At 42.5% G+C, this 16,434-nt stretch carries 17 protein-coding genes; 14 read left to right on the forward strand and 3 right to left on the reverse strand.

All coding sequences use genetic code 11. From position 1 onward, the window contains the following. Positions 1–4: 4 nt before the first annotated feature. Positions 5–1,000: a UDP-glucose 4-epimerase GalE gene (gene galE, locus CYJ57_RS01470; RefSeq protein WP_101953784.1), complete on the forward strand. Its 996-nt coding sequence runs from the start codon at positions 5–7 to the stop codon at positions 998–1,000. A 73-nt stretch (positions 1,001–1,073) separates the two neighbouring features. Here galE and CYJ57_RS01475 read toward each other — a convergent pair whose 3' ends face one another. Further along, the gene (locus tag CYJ57_RS01475; protein WP_101953785.1) at positions 1,074–2,303 is read right to left on the reverse strand and encodes an aminopeptidase; all 1,230 of its coding nucleotides are present in this window, start codon (positions 2,301–2,303) and stop codon (positions 1,074–1,076) included. A gap of 195 nt (positions 2,304–2,498) precedes the next feature. Here CYJ57_RS01475 and CYJ57_RS01480 point away from each other — a divergent pair, with 195 nt between their 5' ends. The 8 genes from CYJ57_RS01480 to CYJ57_RS01515 all read left to right on the forward strand — a co-directional run bounded on the left by CYJ57_RS01480 (position 2,499) and on the right by CYJ57_RS01515 (position 8,544). After that, positions 2,499–2,828: a nucleotide pyrophosphohydrolase gene (locus CYJ57_RS01480; RefSeq protein ID WP_101953786.1), complete on the forward strand. Its 330-nt coding sequence runs from the start codon at positions 2,499–2,501 to the stop codon at positions 2,826–2,828. Positions 2,829–2,903: 75 nt separating this feature from the next. Then, the gene (locus CYJ57_RS01485) at positions 2,904–3,488 is read left to right on the forward strand and encodes a uracil-DNA glycosylase family protein (RefSeq protein ID WP_006701779.1); all 585 of its coding nucleotides are present in this window, start codon (positions 2,904–2,906) and stop codon (positions 3,486–3,488) included. A gap of 148 nt (positions 3,489–3,636) precedes the next feature. Further along, entirely contained in the window at positions 3,637–4,575 is a 939-nt protein-coding gene (gene pyrB / locus CYJ57_RS01490) for an aspartate carbamoyltransferase (RefSeq protein ID WP_101953787.1), read from the forward strand. After that, positions 4,553–4,990: an aspartate carbamoyltransferase regulatory subunit gene (locus tag CYJ57_RS01495; RefSeq protein ID WP_101953788.1), complete on the forward strand. Its 438-nt coding sequence runs from the start codon at positions 4,553–4,555 to the stop codon at positions 4,988–4,990. Before pyrB ends, CYJ57_RS01495 begins: the two co-directional genes overlap by 23 nt. Next, positions 4,987–6,177 carry a dihydroorotase gene (locus tag CYJ57_RS01500; protein WP_101953789.1) on the forward strand — a complete coding sequence of 397 codons (1,191 nt, stop codon included), beginning with the start codon at positions 4,987–4,989 and terminating at the stop codon, positions 6,175–6,177. The genes CYJ57_RS01495 and CYJ57_RS01500 overlap by 4 nt, the downstream gene beginning before the upstream one ends. Next, on the forward strand, positions 6,167–7,006 hold the full coding sequence (gene pyrF / locus CYJ57_RS01505) for an orotidine-5'-phosphate decarboxylase (protein ID WP_101953790.1): 840 nt from the start codon (positions 6,167–6,169) through the stop codon (positions 7,004–7,006). Before CYJ57_RS01500 ends, pyrF begins: the two co-directional genes overlap by 11 nt. 14 nt (positions 7,007–7,020) lie before the next feature. Next, a complete protein-coding gene (pyrE, locus tag CYJ57_RS01510) occupies positions 7,021–7,605 on the forward strand; it encodes an orotate phosphoribosyltransferase (protein ID WP_101953791.1) in 585 nt (194 codons plus the stop codon). A gap of 6 nt (positions 7,606–7,611) precedes the next feature. Then, positions 7,612–8,544 carry a dihydroorotate oxidase gene (locus CYJ57_RS01515; protein ID WP_101953792.1) on the forward strand — a complete coding sequence of 311 codons (933 nt, stop codon included), beginning with the start codon at positions 7,612–7,614 and terminating at the stop codon, positions 8,542–8,544. 94 nt (positions 8,545–8,638) lie between these two features. Here CYJ57_RS01515 and CYJ57_RS01520 read toward each other — a convergent pair whose 3' ends face one another. Next, positions 8,639–9,349, reverse strand: a complete 711-nt coding sequence (locus tag CYJ57_RS01520) for a metal-binding protein ZinT (RefSeq protein ID WP_006701786.1) — start codon at positions 9,347–9,349, stop codon at positions 8,639–8,641. 314 nt (positions 9,350–9,663) lie between these two features. On the opposite strand from CYJ57_RS01520, the gene CYJ57_RS01525 reads away from it, so the two are divergent. The 5 genes from CYJ57_RS01525 to CYJ57_RS01545 all read left to right on the forward strand — a co-directional run bounded on the left by CYJ57_RS01525 (position 9,664) and on the right by CYJ57_RS01545 (position 14,965). Further along, positions 9,664–10,623 carry an asparaginase gene (locus tag CYJ57_RS01525; RefSeq protein WP_101953793.1) on the forward strand — a complete coding sequence of 320 codons (960 nt, stop codon included), beginning with the start codon at positions 9,664–9,666 and terminating at the stop codon, positions 10,621–10,623. Positions 10,624–10,649: 26 nt separating this feature from the next. After that, the gene (gene galU, locus CYJ57_RS01530) at positions 10,650–11,534 is read left to right on the forward strand and encodes a UTP--glucose-1-phosphate uridylyltransferase GalU (protein ID WP_101953794.1); all 885 of its coding nucleotides are present in this window, start codon (positions 10,650–10,652) and stop codon (positions 11,532–11,534) included. A gap of 142 nt (positions 11,535–11,676) precedes the next feature. After that, positions 11,677–12,801 (forward strand): glucosaminidase domain-containing protein, encoded by a 1,125-nt coding sequence (locus CYJ57_RS01535; RefSeq protein WP_101953795.1) that lies wholly within the window; start codon positions 11,677–11,679, stop codon positions 12,799–12,801. 26 nt (positions 12,802–12,827) lie between these two features. Continuing rightward, positions 12,828–13,304: a peptidoglycan amidohydrolase family protein gene (locus tag CYJ57_RS01540; RefSeq protein WP_006701790.1), complete on the forward strand. Its 477-nt coding sequence runs from the start codon at positions 12,828–12,830 to the stop codon at positions 13,302–13,304. 116 nt (positions 13,305–13,420) lie between these two features. Continuing rightward, positions 13,421–14,965 carry a lytic transglycosylase gene (locus tag CYJ57_RS01545; protein WP_101953796.1) on the forward strand — a complete coding sequence of 515 codons (1,545 nt, stop codon included), beginning with the start codon at positions 13,421–13,423 and terminating at the stop codon, positions 14,963–14,965. 83 nt (positions 14,966–15,048) lie between these two features. Here the strand turns inward: CYJ57_RS01545 and CYJ57_RS01550 are convergent, their stop codons facing one another. Next, the gene (locus CYJ57_RS01550) at positions 15,049–16,320 is read right to left on the reverse strand and encodes a BaiN/RdsA family NAD(P)/FAD-dependent oxidoreductase (protein ID WP_101953797.1); all 1,272 of its coding nucleotides are present in this window, start codon (positions 16,318–16,320) and stop codon (positions 15,049–15,051) included. Positions 16,321–16,434 lie beyond the last annotated feature (114 nt).

Raw genomic sequence — 16,434 nt, forward strand, 5'->3', positions numbered from 1 at the left:
AATGATGCAAGAAGTATTAGTAATTGGGGGAGCAGGCTATATTGGAAGTCATGCTGTTGCGACACTCGTTGATGAAGGTTACCAAGTCGTTGTCGTTGATAATTTATCGACGGGACACCGCCAAGCTGTGCATCCAAGCGCAACATTTTATGAATGCGACTTACGTGACAAAGCAGTCCTAACAGAAATATTTAAAGCACATCACTTTGATGGGGTGTTTCACTTTGCAGCGTATTCACTGGTAGGCGAATCGGTCTATAAGCCACTCGAGTACTTCAATAATAATGTATACGGCATGCAGATTTTGCTCGAAGTAATGGTTGAAACTGGCGTTGATAAGTTAATCTTCTCGAGCTCAGCGGCTGTATACGGGGAAGTGCCAATGGAATATATTACCGAAGAGACACAACCACGTCCAGCAAGCCCCTATGGTGAGACCAAGTTAATAATGGAAGAGATGATCCATTGGTGTACTAAAGCTTATGATTTACGTTATGTATCACTTCGCTACTTCAACGTTGCAGGAGCACGTAGAGATGGTTCCATCGGTGAAGATCATCAACCAGAGACGCATTTAGTTCCAATTATTTTGCAAACAGCGCTCGGTCAACGAGAGAAGCTGGTAATTTTTGGGGATGACTATGCAACTCCGGATGGCACTTGTATTCGCGACTATGTTCATGTTGATGACTTAATTGATGCGCACGTTCAAGCTTTCCATTATTTAGAAAGTCATTCAGACAGTCAAATTTTCAACTTAGGAAGTAGCCGCGGTTACTCTGTGAAGGAAATGTGGCAAGCAGCTGAATCCGTGACAGGCAAGGATATTCCAGCTGAAATTGGCGAACGCCGTGCGGGGGATCCGGCACGTTTAGTTGCAGAGAGCTCCAAAGCTCGCCAAGTCTTGCGTTGGGAACCAAAGTACGACGAGGTACAACCAATTATTGAGACTGCATGGCAGTGGCATCAGCGCCATCCAAATGGCTATCAAGATAAGTAATGGATACAAAAAAGGATTGAGTTGTTGAGGGTCACCTCAACGACTCAATCTTCTTTTTTATGAATTTAATCGATTAAGCCCAGTTTCCATCGACAAAGATATCATAAACTTCGTCGCCTTTATAGGCTTTAATTGAAAGGTCTGGCGCACCCACCATGAAATCTTCATGGATTAAAGCGTCATTAAGACCGACACTTTCTAGTTCATCATCAGCAAGTTCAGTAGCCCCTTCAACGTTCGTTGGATAAGCTTTCCCCAGTGCAAAGTGACAAGAAGCATTTTCATCAAAGAGTGTATTGTAGAATAAGATGCCTGAATCAGAGATTGGAGAATGATGTGGTACTAAGGCAATTTCACCTAAGTAACGAGCATTCGGATCACTGTCTAACATTTGTTGGAGTGTCGCTTCGCCTTCGGCCGCTTTGAAATCAATGACAGCACCATCTTTAAAGGTGAATTCGAAGTCATTAATGACAACCCCGTTGTAAACAAGCGGTTTTGTTGCAACGAGGCGACCGTTAACACCTTTTTTATATGGAGCCGTAAAGACTTCCTCAGTTGGAATATTCGGAACGAATGCATCACCTTTTTCGTTGTTAGAGCCCGCGCTCATCCAAATATGGTTTTTAGGTAATTCCACCACTAAATCAGTTCCGTTGCTTGATTGATAATGGACTTTATCGAATTGATGTTCGTTTAAGAAACGAGCTTTTTCATTTAGTATTGCTAAATGATTTTCCCAGTTAGATTTAGTTTCTTCCCAGCTATCAGCTACACGAGAAACGTCTAAGATAACTTCCCAAAGTTTATCGTAAGCTGCTTGCTCATCTAATGATGGGAACACTTTTTGTGCCCACTTGCGAGTTGGAACAGAAATGACGAGCCAGCTGACAATATCATTCATCGTATATTTGACGAATTCTTTCATCTTCAAGCTACGTTCACGGACTGCTTTTGAGATTTTTTCTTCATCCAAACCAGCGAACATATCTGGGTCTGCTGCAGAGATTGAGATACGGTTCGAACGTTTTTCCGCAATTTGGTAACGGGTTTTTTCTACTTGATAGTCTGGCACTTCACTCAGCGTCTCAATATCCTGATATTGGTAAGTCATTCGAGAAATTGGATAATCGATCCAATCAATAGACACATTGCGAGCGCCCGCTTCATAAGCCGCTTCGGTCATCAAGCGAGCAAGTTCTGGACTTTCAACGGGTGAAGTAATAAGCACATCTTCACCAGGTTGCACATTAATCCCCACTTCAATGGCTAATTTTGCGAAATTTTTAATACGATTTTGCATGATATCCCTTCTTTCTTTTATCATTATACTATGAATTTGACTTGAAAAGAAAGAGAGAACCGTTACTCATGGAATTGTTTATTCAAGGAAGCTTATGATACACTTAAGTCAAACTTTTCAATGATAAAAAATCGGAGTGAGTGAGATTTACTGTGCAATAAAAATTTCTAAAAGCCCAGGGAGGAGAGATTGAGATTGGACAATTTGATAGAGAAGATTAATCAGTTTCGTGATGCACGGGATTGGCGGCAATACCACAATGAAAAAGATCTAGCGATTTCGATTTCTTTAGAAGCGGCGGAATTATTAGAGGTATTCCAATGGTGTTCGAGTGAAGAAGCTGTCCAAAATAAATTGCCGCAACTTGAAGAAGAGCTTGCGGATGTATTTATCTACGCTATAATGTTAGCTTCCAATCTTGAATTGGATATCGATCAGTTGGTGCTGAATAAGTTAGCGAAAAATGAACAGAAATATCCTGTCGCAAAGAGCAAAGGACGTAAAGAAAAATATACCGAGTTATAAATCTCCAAGAAGTTAAATTGCGAATAGGTAAGGGTTTAATTATTCTGTCTTACGGGGGCATTTGAGGTGATTAAAGTGAATGAAATCGAAAAAATTGCACAGCAAATCCAACAAGATCCTGCGAACCATCCCTATACATCGCAAGGCTGGCGTCCGATTTTTCAAGCGCCGCTGGAAGCGCGTATGGTTATTGTAGGTCAAGCACCAGGAGCTCGTGCTCAAGCTTCAGGTGTTTGCTTTGATGATTTAAGTGGGAATAGATTGAGAGAATGGCTTGGGGTATCTGAAGAACAATTTTATCAAAGTGGCCAAATTGCTGTGTTGCCACTGGATTTTTATTTCCCAGGCAAAGGGAAGACGGGAGACTTAGCTCCTCGTAAGGGATTTGCAGAAAAGTGGCATCCCTTAATTTTAGAACAATTGAACGAGGTTGAACTTATTATTTTAGCGGGTGCACATGCTCAAGCGCATTATCTCGGCAAACGCCGCTATAAGACCTTAACTCAGACTGTTCAACATTACCAGGAATATTTACCAACCTTCTTTCCAATCCCTCATCCTTCACCGTTAAACGGACGTTGGCTAAAGAAAAATGCCTGGTTTGAAAAAGAAGTGGTACCGGATTTAAGAGAGCGCGTTTCACGACTAATCAATTGTTAAGTCACGAAGAAACGTTGTTACCGAGCGGATGATATGTAAAAACACGAACATTAAATAAATGAATTCGAATTATTTTAAAGAATGCTTTGACGGGACAGATATTTCCGTGTAATCTTTTGAGAGGAAAAACGGAAGGAGTCAGTGAAATATGGTACTACAGCATTTTACAACTTTAAGCGATATCTCGTCTTCACAATTGAATCAATTATTGCAATTAGCACATTCGATTACAGAGTGTCCTGATAATTTTTCTGATTTATGTCATGGAAAAATTTTAGGGACGCTTTTTTTTGAGCCTTCAACTCGGACACGCCTCAGTTTTGAATCGGCGATGCAACGCCTAGGCGGGACTTGCCTCGGTCTTCAAAGTGGAGCAACCTCGTCAACAACCAAAGGCGAGACACTAGCGGATACCATCCAAACCGTCTCTTGTTACACGGACGTCATTGCGATGCGTCACTTCCATGAAGGTGCCGCAACGTTGGCTGCCGAAGTCGCGACGGTTCCGTTGATTAATGCTGGAGATGGCGGGCATTTACATCCCACTCAGACGTTAACCGATTTACTTACCATCTTAGAAACAAAGTCACGACTCGATCATTTAACGGTCGGTTTTTGTGGCGACTTAAAGTTTGGGCGAACCGTGCATTCATTGATTCAAGCACTCATCGAGTATGATGCGAATCATTTTGTATTAATCTCACCGACCGAGTTAAAAATTCCGGACTATATAAAAAATATTTTAGATCAACATCACATAACTTATACCGAGTCCGAGACATTAGAAGAGGTCATCGACCAACTCGATGTGCTATATATGACCCGAGTACAAAAAGAGCGATTCTTTAACGAAGCGGACTATGAAAGACTGAAAGACACCAACATCTTAGATTTAAAAACATTGGAACGCGCTAAGTCGGACTTAGCCATTTTACACCCATTGCCACGACTGAATGAGATTCATCCTGAAGTGGATCAAGACCCGCGTGCAGCTTATTTCAAACAAGTACAATACGGCGTTTATGTTCGGATGGCTTTATTATTAACTTTATTGGAGGTTGACCATGCTACAGATAACATCGATTAAAAATGGTGTCGTGATAGATCATATCCAACCTGGACAAGGGTATCGAATCTTTAAATTTTTGAACTTACATCATTCTGATTTTAAAGCAGCCTTAATTATGAATGTTGATTCGCAATTAATGGGTAAAAAAGACCTAATCAAAATTGAAAACCACCTCGACATCGATTTAGATATTTTAGGACTTTTTAGTGATCGAATTACGGTTAATTTGATTGAAAATGAGCAACTCATCTCGAAACAAGAAATTGTCTTACCACAACATGTGGAAGGAGTCCTGGCATGTCATAATCCACGATGCATCTCAAACCACGAGCGCTATATTACAACGCGCTTTACTTTAGAAGATGCGAAAACACGGTTATATCGCTGTGATTATTGTGACCATTACTATGAAGGGAAGATGATCAAATCATGATTGTAATTAAAGGTGGAACGCTGGTAGACGGGCAACGGACGGTCCAGGCCGATGTGCGAATCGATCAAGGGAAGATTCAAGCGATTGGCTTAAATTTAAAAGCCGACCAAGTGATCGATGCAACGGGTCAAGTGGTGATGCCAGCTTTTGTGGATCTGCATGCACACTTTAGAGATCCAGGGTTAACGTATAAAGAAGACTTAGCAACAGGGGCTCAAGCGGCTCTTAAAGGCGGTTATGGAACGGTAGTTTTGATGGCGAATACGAAACCAACTGTCGATCATAATGAAGTCTATCAAGATATTGTGGACCGAGCAGAAGCTTTAGACTTGATTCAAATTTATCAAAATTATGCGGTATCGAAAGGATTAAAAGGAGAAGAGTGGGTAGATTTAGATCATCTCCCAGCATCGGTGAAATTTCTTTCCGATGATGGCTTTGGCCTACAAAATAATAAAGTAACCTTTCAATTGTTTGAACGAATCAACCAATTAGGGAAAGGGTTAATGATTCACGAAGAAGACCGAGAGCTTTCAGAGATTGATTATCGCTATGCAGAGGACGTTCACACAATGCGAGATGTTTATTTTTCTGGAAAAACAGGAGCGCGCGTTCACTTCTGCCACGTGTCAACGATTGATGCTTGTAAAGCGGTCGAATATGGCAAAGACCAAGGCTATCCGGTGACGATGGAAGTCACGCCGCATCATCTCTATCTCAGTGGACTGGATTATAAAGTCCATCCACCAATTCGTGAAGAAGCAGACCGTCGTTACTTAGTGGAGGCCTTGATTCGTGGAGCTGTTGACTGTGTTGCAACGGATCATGCGCCGCACTCAGTGGAAGATAAATTAAAGGGTTCACCGGGGATGATTGGGTTAGAGACAGCCTTTCAAGTTGTCTATAAAGTATTAGTTGAAGAATATGGCCAAGATTTACAACTTGTCTCACGGGTGATGAGCCAACGTCCAGCTGAGATATTGGAAGTGAATAAAGGACGGATTGAGGTCGGTTATGATGCTGACTTGGTGCTCGTTGACTTAGCACAATCGGAGACCATTCAACCCAATACGATCCGGTCGAAATCTAAAAATACCCCGATGATGGGGGAAACATTCAAAGGTGTCGTTACAACGACAGTAGTTAACGGAGAAGTGAAATATCGGAGGGAAGTCAATGAGTATTGATCGACTGCAAGCAGCGATTCAAGCCAAATCTTTTGTCTGTGTGGGATTAGATCCAAGGTTAGAATGGTTGCCGACAGAAGGAACGGTAAGTGAGCGTCTATTTGATTTTAATCGTCAAATGATTGATGCGACCTATGATTTAGCTGCATGTTTTAAATTACAAATCGCCTTTTACGAAGCGCATGGTTTGGCGGGTTTAAAAGCCTACCATCAGACGATTCAATATGCTAAAGAACGTGACTGTCTCGTAATTGGGGATATTAAGCGAGGGGATATCGATTCGACCGCTCAAGCTTATGCGCAGGCACACTTTAGCGGTGATTTTGAAGTAGATTGGGTGACATTGAATCCTTACATGGGTTACGACACGTTAATGCCATACTTGCCATACTTGCAAGATCATCAAAAAGGGATTTTTGTTCTAGTCCGAACGAGCAATCCTGGAGCTAAAGATATTGAGTATCAATGGGTAGACGGGCAACCACTTTATTTAAAAGTGGCGGATGATTTAGCGAAATTAGCGCAAGATTACTTAGGAGAATCGGGCGCCAGCAATATTGGCTTCGTTCTTGGTGGGACACAAGTTGAAGATATTTCAGCATTACGCCAACGTTATCAGCAGATTCCATTCTTAATTCCAGGGTATGGCGCACAAGGAGCAGATCCACGAGCGGTGCGAGATTACTTAGGAAATCAAGGGCACTCGATTGTCAATGCATCGCGCAGTATTATTTATGCCTTTCGGGATTATCCGGACGGCGAGGAGCGCATGGGTTATTATGCTCGCCAAGCTCTGGAACAGATGATCGCAACGATTGAACGAGCTTAGAGGAGGAATAAAATATGACAGAGATTAACGTACCAGAATTGTTAAAAGCGGCTGGAGCACTTCAGATAGGGCATTTCTTATTATCATCTGGAAAGCACTCTGATACTTATGTGCAATGTGCAAGACTGTTCCAGCAACCTGACTTGGCAGCGCAAATTATGGCAGTCGTCGTATCACAGTTAGAAGACGTTTCATTCGATCTATTATGTGGTCCTGCAATGGGCGGCGTAATTGCATCGTACGAATTAGCGCGCCAATTGAAAATGGAAAGTATTTTCGCCGAGCGCCAAGATGGAAAGATGACCTTTCGTCGGGGCTTTAAAATCAATCCCGGTCAACGCGTCTTAATTGTTGAAGACGTTGTTACAACGGGTAAATCATCACTTGAATGTCGTGAATTGATTGAATCTCTCGGCGGTAAGGTTGTCGGCATCGCCTGCGTTGTGAATCGCTCAGGACGTGATCAAATTGAAGTACCAATTTTTGCGGCGACAACCTTATCCATTGCGACTTACGAAGCGGAGGACGTACCGGACTGGCTTGCCGCTATTCCAATTGATCAACCAGGTTCCCGTTTTATTCAAACAAAGAAAGGGTAAAATAAGATGACATTAAAGACAAATATTGGAAATAATTCGTTTGATTCGTGTATGATGAATGCTTCTGGGGTTTGGTGCTCGACGGTGGATGAACTCGAAGCATTGATCGATTCCAAAGCAGCGACTTTTATCACTAAGACGGCGACCTTGTCTCCTCGGGAGGGCAATCTCTTACCACGGGTTCATCATTTTGGCTCTAATAGTATCAACTCAAGTGGCCTACCTAACGAAGGCATTGATTATTATTTAGCGGCTCTAGCGAATTTTGAAGCGACACATCCAGATCGTGCGTTCTTTCTATCGGTAACTGAGCTAGCCGAAGATCAAATTGATGCTATCATGCAACGAGTGCATCAGAGTGATTATCAAGGGTTGGTCGAGCTTAACTTATCTTGTCCCAACGTGATTGGTAAACCGCAAGTCGGCTATGATTTTGAAATGACAGCTCGAATTTTAGACCGAACTTTTAGTTACTTCGACCAGCCACTCGGAGTAAAATTACCACCCTATTTTGACTTATCACATTTTGACCAAATGGCCGAGATTTTGAACCGATATCCGCTCACCTATGTCAATTCCATCAATTCGATTGGCAATGGTTTAGTCATTGAGCAAGACGCGGTAACTATTGCACCGAAACAAGGTTATGGTGGATTAGGTGGCGCAATCATTAAGCAGACCGCTTTGGCGAACGTTCGCGCCTTCTATACACGATTAAAATCCGATATCGCCATTATCGGGACAGGGGGTGTTACTAGCGGGCGAGATGTATTTGAGCATCTGTTATGTGGTGCTTCAATGGTCCAAGTCGGGACCGCATTATTGCAGGAAGGACCTGCGATCTTTGCACGTTTGGAAGAAGAGTTAAAAGCTATTATGGAAGAGTATGGCTACACATCGATTGACGATTTTAAAGGCAAATTAAAAGATTCCATCTAAAAAGAGTCACTTAAATATCTTTTTATCAAATTAAAGACACCCTCGAATCTGATAAGGTTCGAGGGTGTGATTTTTCCTAGGGAGGTGGAAAAAATTAATGAGCTAACATTTCGTGCACGATTTCTTCTTTTGTTAAGTTTGCTGGATAATAAGTTGGCCAGTTTTCCATTTCTTCTAAGATTTCTTCGTGACTTGAGTTACCCATAAAGATATGGAAATGATGTGCTTTGGTTGGCGCAATTTCATGGTCACTAAATTGAATGTATTTTGGCGCTTTTTCGTCGGATTGGTCTGTTGCTGTGAATAAATAGCGTACACCTTTTTTACCTGATTCATAGGTTAAAATTTCGTGGCCAGCACTTTCGTAATATCCTACATAGCTTTCTTCACCTTCATGGAAAGTGATTGAATGATCTTCGCTATGAATATCGATTTTATCAATCGTTGTTTCATAGCCTTTTGTATAATATTCTTTATATTCTTCTGCTGTCATCTTGTCATCATGTTCTGCTTTGTGAGCCATCACTTCGTCAAGATCTCCAGCGGTTAGATAAGGGAAGATAGATTGCCATTCACCATCCCAGTCGGATAGTTCACGTTCCTTAACATCTTTGTCTTCAAAAATTCCATGTTGGTGATCTTTTTTCTCATGATCGTGGTCATGATCATGGTCGTGATCGTGGTCGTGATCGTGATCGTGTGATTCATCTTGCGTATGGGCTGTAACCCATGGTTGATTAATGGCAATCGGAGCAGCAAGTAGGCTCACACTTAATAAAGCTAAAATTGAACGTTTGTTTTTCATATAACACCTCTTCTAAAAATAATGAATGATTCGATTATACGAGGGGAAGCACAGACTTTCAATGTAATGAAAGTTTTTTCATTTTTATGATTTTATGGATCCAAAAAGCTGATATAACAACATTTATAGGGTGTCCCCATATTTTGAAAACAAACAGATGAAAGATGTTTCACGTATTTTAAGGCAAAAATGTGACATTTTATAAAAATACAGCTCGACGTGTTCTATCGAAACATTTTGTGGTATAGTCTAGTTGATATCGATTACACCTGAAATTTTAAAATTGAGACTACCGATGAAAGAAGGGAAATCAAATGTGTAAAATTATGATTATTAATACCGGCGGCACGATTGCGATGAGCAACGATATGACGACCGGATCGGTCATGCCGACTAGTGAGAACCCACTCAATGTCTTACCTCATCAATTGGATGAGTTCGCTGAGTTAGAAATCGTCGACTTCGATAATATTCCATCCCCACATATGACGCCGGCGCATATGTTAGAGTTAGCGCAATATATTGAGAAGCACCATCAAGAAGTGGATGGTATTGTCGTCACTCACGGAACGGATACGTTAGAGGAGACGGCCTATTTTTGTCATCTGACATTAGATATTTCAGAACCGATTGTGTTTACCGGGGCCATGCGTTCCAGCAACGAAATCGGAGCGGATGGTCTGGCGAACTTACGTAGTGCGATTATTGTGGCAGCGAGTCCGGAGTCGCGCAACAAAGGTGTCACGGTTGTAATGAACGATGAAGTGCACTCGGCGATGTATGTGACCAAGACCCACACTACCAACTTGGCAACGTTCCAGACACCGACTTTCGGTCCGTTAGGAATTATTTGCAAAAATGAAGTGTTTTATTTCCAAAAATTAATTCATCAAGACTATTACCCCATCGAGCATGTGAGAGCCGATGTTCCGCTCATCAAGCTATACGCTGGAATGGAAGGTCGTTTGTTTGAATTTTTAGCGACCCAGCCAATTTCAGGATTGGTCATTGAAGGGCTTGGAGCTGGGAACGTTCCGCCTGCCATCTTACCCGGCTTGCACCAAATTCTAGCGCAAGATATCCCAGTTGTGATGGTATCTAGATCCTTTAACGGTATTCCAGCCGATGTCTATGATTATGAAGGCGGCGGTAAACAACTTGCCGAGCAAGGAGTAATCTTTGCCAAAGGGCTGAGTGGTATCAAAGCGCGCTTAAAATTACAAGTGATTCTAAGTAGCGATACACCGTATCAAATCGCCCAAGAATTTATTTAATGAAATCGAATCAGTAGGAGGAAACGATGCGTACAATTCGTAAAGCGGTCATACCAGCCGCAGGTTACGGGCTGAATTTTATGCCTGCAACGAAAGCACAACCGAAAGAGTTATTACCAATTGTTGATAAGCCGGTTATTCAATTTATTGTGGAAGAGGCGTTTGAATCGGGGATTGAAGAAATCTTAATTATTACGGGGAAACAAAAACGGTCGATCGAAGACCATTTTGACGCCAATATCGAACTTGAAGAAAATCTTCGCGCTAAAGGGAAAATTGAGTTGTTGGAATTAGCCCAATCGACCACTAAGGCGAATTTATTTTTCGCACGCCAAGCGAGCCCGCGTGGCTTAGGAGATGCGATTTTGCATGCAAAGTCTTTTGTTAATAATGAACCTTTTGTTGTCTTACTCGGCGATAATATTATTCAAAGTGAAGTGCCTGTAACTAAACAATTGATGGACCTCTATAGTGAGTTAAAAGCGCCGTGTCTAGCGGTCGTCGAAGTACCGGAACGAGACGCACAGAAATATGGATTTATCGATGGAGAGGCAGCGCATCTGACAGGTTATGAACAGTTATACCAAGTCAATCATTTTGTAGAAAAACCACAAAAAGAGCACCTGCCAAGTAATTTAGCGATTGCGGGACGGTATGTCTTAACACCTGAGATTTTTCCAATTCTAGAGCGGACACAACTGGGAGTTGATAACGAGCTTCAATTGACGGATGCACTCCAACATCTCAATCAAACGAAACGCGTCTTTGCACAAAAAATAAACGGTCATCGCTATGATGTCGGAGATAAGATCGGCTACATGCGGATGTGCATTGACTATGGACTTAACCATCCAGAGACAGCGGAAGAATTCCGAGAGTATTTAATTGAACGTTCGCGCCAATTTGACTAAATAATGAACCTGAGTAAGCGAAGGTGTCTTACTCAGGTTTTAATATTTATTGATAAAAGTCGGGTGATACTCTGTCCGTTCTAAGCTTCGCCTTCGTCTATAAGATGGTCCTGGACCAAATTTTAAGATGGAGGTTGATTGTATGTCTAAAGAAAAACAATTTATTGAAACCATCGCACCGGTGGTGAAAAACTATTCGAGTCCATTGTATCCGAGTATTCGTATCGCACAAGCTTGCTTGGAGTCTGATTATGGACGGTCCGAACTCTCTCGAAACGCACATAATTACTTTGGGATTAAGGCATCCAAGCCGTGGCAAGGGAATACCTATACTAAGGAAAGTTTAGAAGTGTTAGAAGGGCAAGCGAAGTTGGAACAAGCCGCATTTCGTCAATATGAATCGTTAGAACAGAGCGTGGCTGACCATGCGCAATTTGTGAACTCAACCCCTTACCGTAAAGATTATTACCGTCAGGTAATTCAAGCCCAAAGTATTGACGATCAAGCGCAAGCCTTAACGGGGACGTATGCAACGGACCCACACTATGGTCAAAAATTGATTCGGCTAATCCAACGTCACCAACTGGAACAATACGATCAATCGGTCGTAATTTATTCACGACTTGATGAGGCACTCGGGGGACAGCAGCAAGACCGTAAATTATCGGACATCAAACGTATTGTTTGGCACTATACAGCAGTAGCACGTGAACTCAACCGGAAGATTTCAGATCATGAACGTTACTGGCAATCTGCGCATGGATGGGGCCGTGGGGGTTATCACTATTATATTGATAGCCAAGGCAAGATCTATCAAAATTACCGGTTGGAGCGGATCACTTGGGGTGTCGCCCACCATAACCAAGATACAGTCCATATCTCAGTCGAAGCCAATCACCGTGATAATTACAGCTCAGCTCAAATCCAAAGCCGTGAAATGCTCACGCTGGATTTACTGACACGACTTGATTTACCAGCTCAGGCAGTCGTAGGCCATTGGGAAGTGTATAATAACTCACTATGCCCGGGCTATACGGGTGAAGAAATGAGCCAATTTCGGACGCTATTAGCACAAAAGCTCAAAGAGCGTCGAGTTGCTTTGCTCACCACAACATCCCCTCAAAAACCAGCTAATCCAGAGCCATTGATTCAAGAGGGAACAGTTATTCAGCCGCAATCAGATTATTTATACTTTGCCGGCACTTATTATCTTCTTCAACCGACGGGGGATTTGCTACACCCTTTAGCTTCAAAAATGGTAAAATAGAAAGTGAAAAGAACGGAGGGGAAAGCATGTCAAGTCGAACAGCCATGATTCAATGGTATGCCGAGCGAGTGGGGAAAGTGAGCTATGCGAGTGATCCAATGGAACGCTTTGGGCCGGACGCCTACGATAGTGCTAGTGCTTTACTCGCCAGTTTGGTAGCAGGAAAATTCTTATCTGATGGGTGTATTCATGGTGATATGTCTTTTATTTTACATTTAGAAGGTGTCCTCTTACATCCTATCAATTCATCTCAAGTTCAAGCGGGAGATGTGTTTATTGCTGATTTGTCGTTCTTTGGTCATCAACGTCCAACAACGTACTGTGGAGTTTTCCAAGATAAGATCGATGCTTATGTCTGCTCGCCTGAAGCTCAAGGAATTGATCAGATTGCAAGGTGTGAGCTACCACGGTTGCGAACACGTTATTATCGTCTGAGCGAACCGGTTAATAATTTCTGGCTCAGCCCAGATTTTAAGGTGAAGCGACAAGCCTTTCAACAATAATATTGCGAGTAGATTACATTTTGAGATTTAATAGGGGTTTTAGTTTATTCTATCTAATATTGATGATACAATGATGATGAGACTTTATTTATAAATACCGACGAGGAGAGACGGATATGAAAAAATATATGAAAAACCAACTTACAGCAACGATCTTATCATCAGCGTTGTTATTAACATCACTCACCCCAACATACGCTCAAACAACACATACCGTTCAATCAGGCGAATATCTATTGGGGATTGCGAGCCAATACGGCATTTCACTCGATCAATTGATGTCAGCCAACGGCCTAAGTAGTGACTGGTTGATGCCTGGGACAGTATTAACTATTCCTAGCGGCAGTTCAGAAGGGGAATCCCAGTCTGGTACCGCCAGTGGTAGTGGGATTTATACCGTTCAACCAGGTGATACATTAATTGGTATTGCGAATGCCTATGGTATTTCGGTCGATCAATTGATGAGCTGGAATGGCTTGAGTAGCTCATGGATCTACGCGGGTACGCAGCTTTCTGTATCAGGTCCAGTATCAAGTGGCTCATCCCATACAACAGCACCCGCAGCATCAGGGAACTATGTGATTCAACCTGGCGATACGCTTTCTGGTATTGCGGCAGCGAATGGCATTACCGTTCATGAATTAATGGCTGCAAATAATTTACAATCCGACTGGTTAATTGCTGGTATGCCACTTTATGTGCCTGGTGGTGCAGTAGCACCAAGTTCATCGGTACAAGAATGGCAACCTGCGCCAACAGCCAATGCAACTAATGGAATTCATACGGTTCAACCTGGCGATACGCTTTCTGGCATTGCAGCAGCTTATGGTGTTACCGTAACGGATCTATACAATTGGAACGGTCTTAGCTCTGATTGGTTAAATGTAGGAGATCGCTTATCGGTGGTTCCAACTCAAGGTCCTGTTAATACGCCATCGAGCGAAACAAGTTCAGAAGGGGCTACCGAAGCAACTGCTGATGGTGAAACTCAACCTGCATCCAACCATAATCCGAATGCAAGTGCAAAACGTGAAAATGGAATTGTCGGTCCAGAAGAAAGTAATCTACGTGTGAATGGAATGCGTGTTGCGGATTTACCCGTTCGTGCAAGGCCAGCGATCCATGTCGTTCAAGCAGAAGATACGGTTGAATCGATTGCTGAACAATACGAATTACGTCCAAGACAATTACGCCGTTGGAACCGACTTAAGACAGATGCGGTCTTAACGGAAGGTCAAGAACTCTTTGTATCGAACCCAGCCTTAGTTCCACAAATCCATCAAGTTGAAGAAGGCGAATCGCTTTACGATATCGCTGTTAAATACAATACAACAGAGCAATGGATTATGTTATGGAATGAATTAACCCAAAATGTCGCACCAGAAACCGACAAGTTACTGATTGTGTCCAATCCAAATCCGTTAATTCATGAAGTCGTTCCAGGAGAAACGCTACAAGATATCGCGGATAAATACGATATTACTTTGGAAGAATTAAAAACTTGGAACAAAATCCCAGCAGAGGTTGAAATTGTCAACGGTGTGGTGATCGTCTCAAATCCACAAGTCGGCGATCCTGCTGAATTAGAAGGAAATCACGCTGAAACTGATTCGGAAGCTGAAACTGAAGTTGAAGAAACAGAAGCGACCGATGCAGAATAATTAAGTCATAGAATAAAGCCCGTTCTTCAAATTTGAAGGACGGGCTATTAATGTGCCATTAACAATATTTAAGGGATATAGGTTTATTTTGGAACACTCATGGCTTGCCAAGCAGCGTGCTGTCCAGCCACAGAACCAGTGACAAAAGCGGCAGTAATATTATAGCCTCCAGTGTAGCCGTTAATATCGATTAATTCACCACAGAAGTAAAGTCCGCTAACAAGTTTACTCTCCATCGAGCGCGGTTGAATCTCATCCGTCGCAACCCCACCACCTGTCACAAACGCTTTATTCAGCGGCTGACTTCCGTAAGCCGTAATCGGGAATTGTTTAATGATTTGCCATAACGAAGTGACTTGGGAATGGGTCAATTGTTTGTATGGTAGGTCTGGTGCAATATTGATTTGTTCGCTGATAACGCGTCCTAATTTCTCCGGCATCCATTGCTTTAAGATACTAATCACTTGTTTATCACGCTGTGCTTCTGCCATCGATTCAAGTTCTTGTGATGTAAGATCCGGCGTTAAATCAATTGAGAGTTGACAAGTCTGGTTGGGATGTTGATGGAGATATTGATTGACGTGCCCACTACAGCGTAAGATTGCCGGTCCAGAATAGCCAAAATGCGTAAAGATCATATCCATTCGGTGAGTCACGATGGTATTCTCGCCGATTTGGCCGTTCCATACCGTAACGTTCACATCACGAAGCGGGGTACCTGTTAAGCTCCGGTCTTTAATCCATGCATCATCGGATAAGAGTGGGACTTCCGTAGGGTAGAGACGAGTAATCGTATGACCTGCCTGTTTTAGCCAACCGTAGGCATCACCGGTAGAGCCAGTCGCAGCATAAGTCTTACCACCTGTGGCAAGAATCACCGCAGCGCTATCAACCTTCTTGCCTGATTTTAGTTGAACGCCTTGGATATGGTGATTTGAATCAATTAATAAGCGTTGAACCGGGGCATCGTAGCGAATCTCTACATCCAGGTCATGCAGTTGCTGTAATAGCGTATCTAAGATCGTACGCGATCGATCCGTCACGGGAAACATACGTCCGTGGTCCTCTTCTTTCAGTTCTACACCACATGCTTCAAAGAATTGAATAATATCACTCGGATCGAATTGGCTAAGTGCACTGTATAAGAAGTTTCCATTTCCAGGAATATGTTGGATCAACTTTTCAGGGGTAGCACGATTGGTAACATTACAACGCCCACCACCCGTCAGTAATAATTTACGTCCAGCTTGTTTGTTTTTCTCAATTAATAAGGTACGGGCTCCTTGACGTGCAGCTTGAATGGTTGCCATTAACCCGCTTGAGCCTGCCCCAACTACAATAACATCGTAAGACATACGCTACCTCCTCGTGAAGAATTATCAATATGGTACCATACTTTTTTTATGAAAAGAAATTTTGATTTTTTAAAAGATAATGAAAAGCAGTCTTGACGTGAGTCGATAATAATA

It is taken from the genome of Falseniella ignava, assembly GCF_002847645.1.
Taxonomy (GTDB): Bacteria; Bacillota; Bacilli; order Lactobacillales; family Aerococcaceae; genus Falseniella; species Falseniella ignava.

Bases quoted from the DNA above. Each gene is read 5' to 3' on its own strand.
- pyrF (WP_101953790.1), top strand. From the start codon at position 6,167: ATGAGTATTGATCGACTGCAAGCAGCGATTCAAGCCAAATCTTTTGTC.
- CYJ57_RS01545 (WP_101953796.1), top strand. From the start codon at position 13,421: ATGAAAAAATATATGAAAAACCAACTTACAGCAACGATCTTATCATCA.
- CYJ57_RS01500 (WP_101953789.1), top strand. From the start codon at position 4,987: ATGATTGTAATTAAAGGTGGAACGCTGGTAGACGGGCAACGGACGGTC.
- galU (WP_101953794.1), top strand. From the start codon at position 10,650: ATGCGTACAATTCGTAAAGCGGTCATACCAGCCGCAGGTTACGGGCTG.
- pyrB (WP_101953787.1), top strand. From the start codon at position 3,637: ATGGTACTACAGCATTTTACAACTTTAAGCGATATCTCGTCTTCACAA.
- pyrE (WP_101953791.1), top strand. From the start codon at position 7,021: ATGACAGAGATTAACGTACCAGAATTGTTAAAAGCGGCTGGAGCACTT.
- CYJ57_RS01475 (WP_101953785.1), bottom strand. From the start codon at position 2,303: ATGCAAAATCGTATTAAAAATTTCGCAAAATTAGCCATTGAAGTGGGG.
- CYJ57_RS01540 (WP_006701790.1), top strand. From the start codon at position 12,828: ATGTCAAGTCGAACAGCCATGATTCAATGGTATGCCGAGCGAGTGGGG.
- CYJ57_RS01515 (WP_101953792.1), top strand. From the start codon at position 7,612: ATGACATTAAAGACAAATATTGGAAATAATTCGTTTGATTCGTGTATG.
- CYJ57_RS01550 (WP_101953797.1), bottom strand. From the start codon at position 16,320: ATGTCTTACGATGTTATTGTAGTTGGGGCAGGCTCAAGCGGGTTAATG.
- galE (WP_101953784.1), top strand. From the start codon at position 5: ATGCAAGAAGTATTAGTAATTGGGGGAGCAGGCTATATTGGAAGTCAT.
- CYJ57_RS01520 (WP_006701786.1), bottom strand. From the start codon at position 9,349: ATGAAAAACAAACGTTCAATTTTAGCTTTATTAAGTGTGAGCCTACTT.
- CYJ57_RS01535 (WP_101953795.1), top strand. From the start codon at position 11,677: ATGTCTAAAGAAAAACAATTTATTGAAACCATCGCACCGGTGGTGAAA.
- CYJ57_RS01495 (WP_101953788.1), top strand. From the start codon at position 4,553: ATGCTACAGATAACATCGATTAAAAATGGTGTCGTGATAGATCATATC.
- CYJ57_RS01525 (WP_101953793.1), top strand. From the start codon at position 9,664: ATGTGTAAAATTATGATTATTAATACCGGCGGCACGATTGCGATGAGC.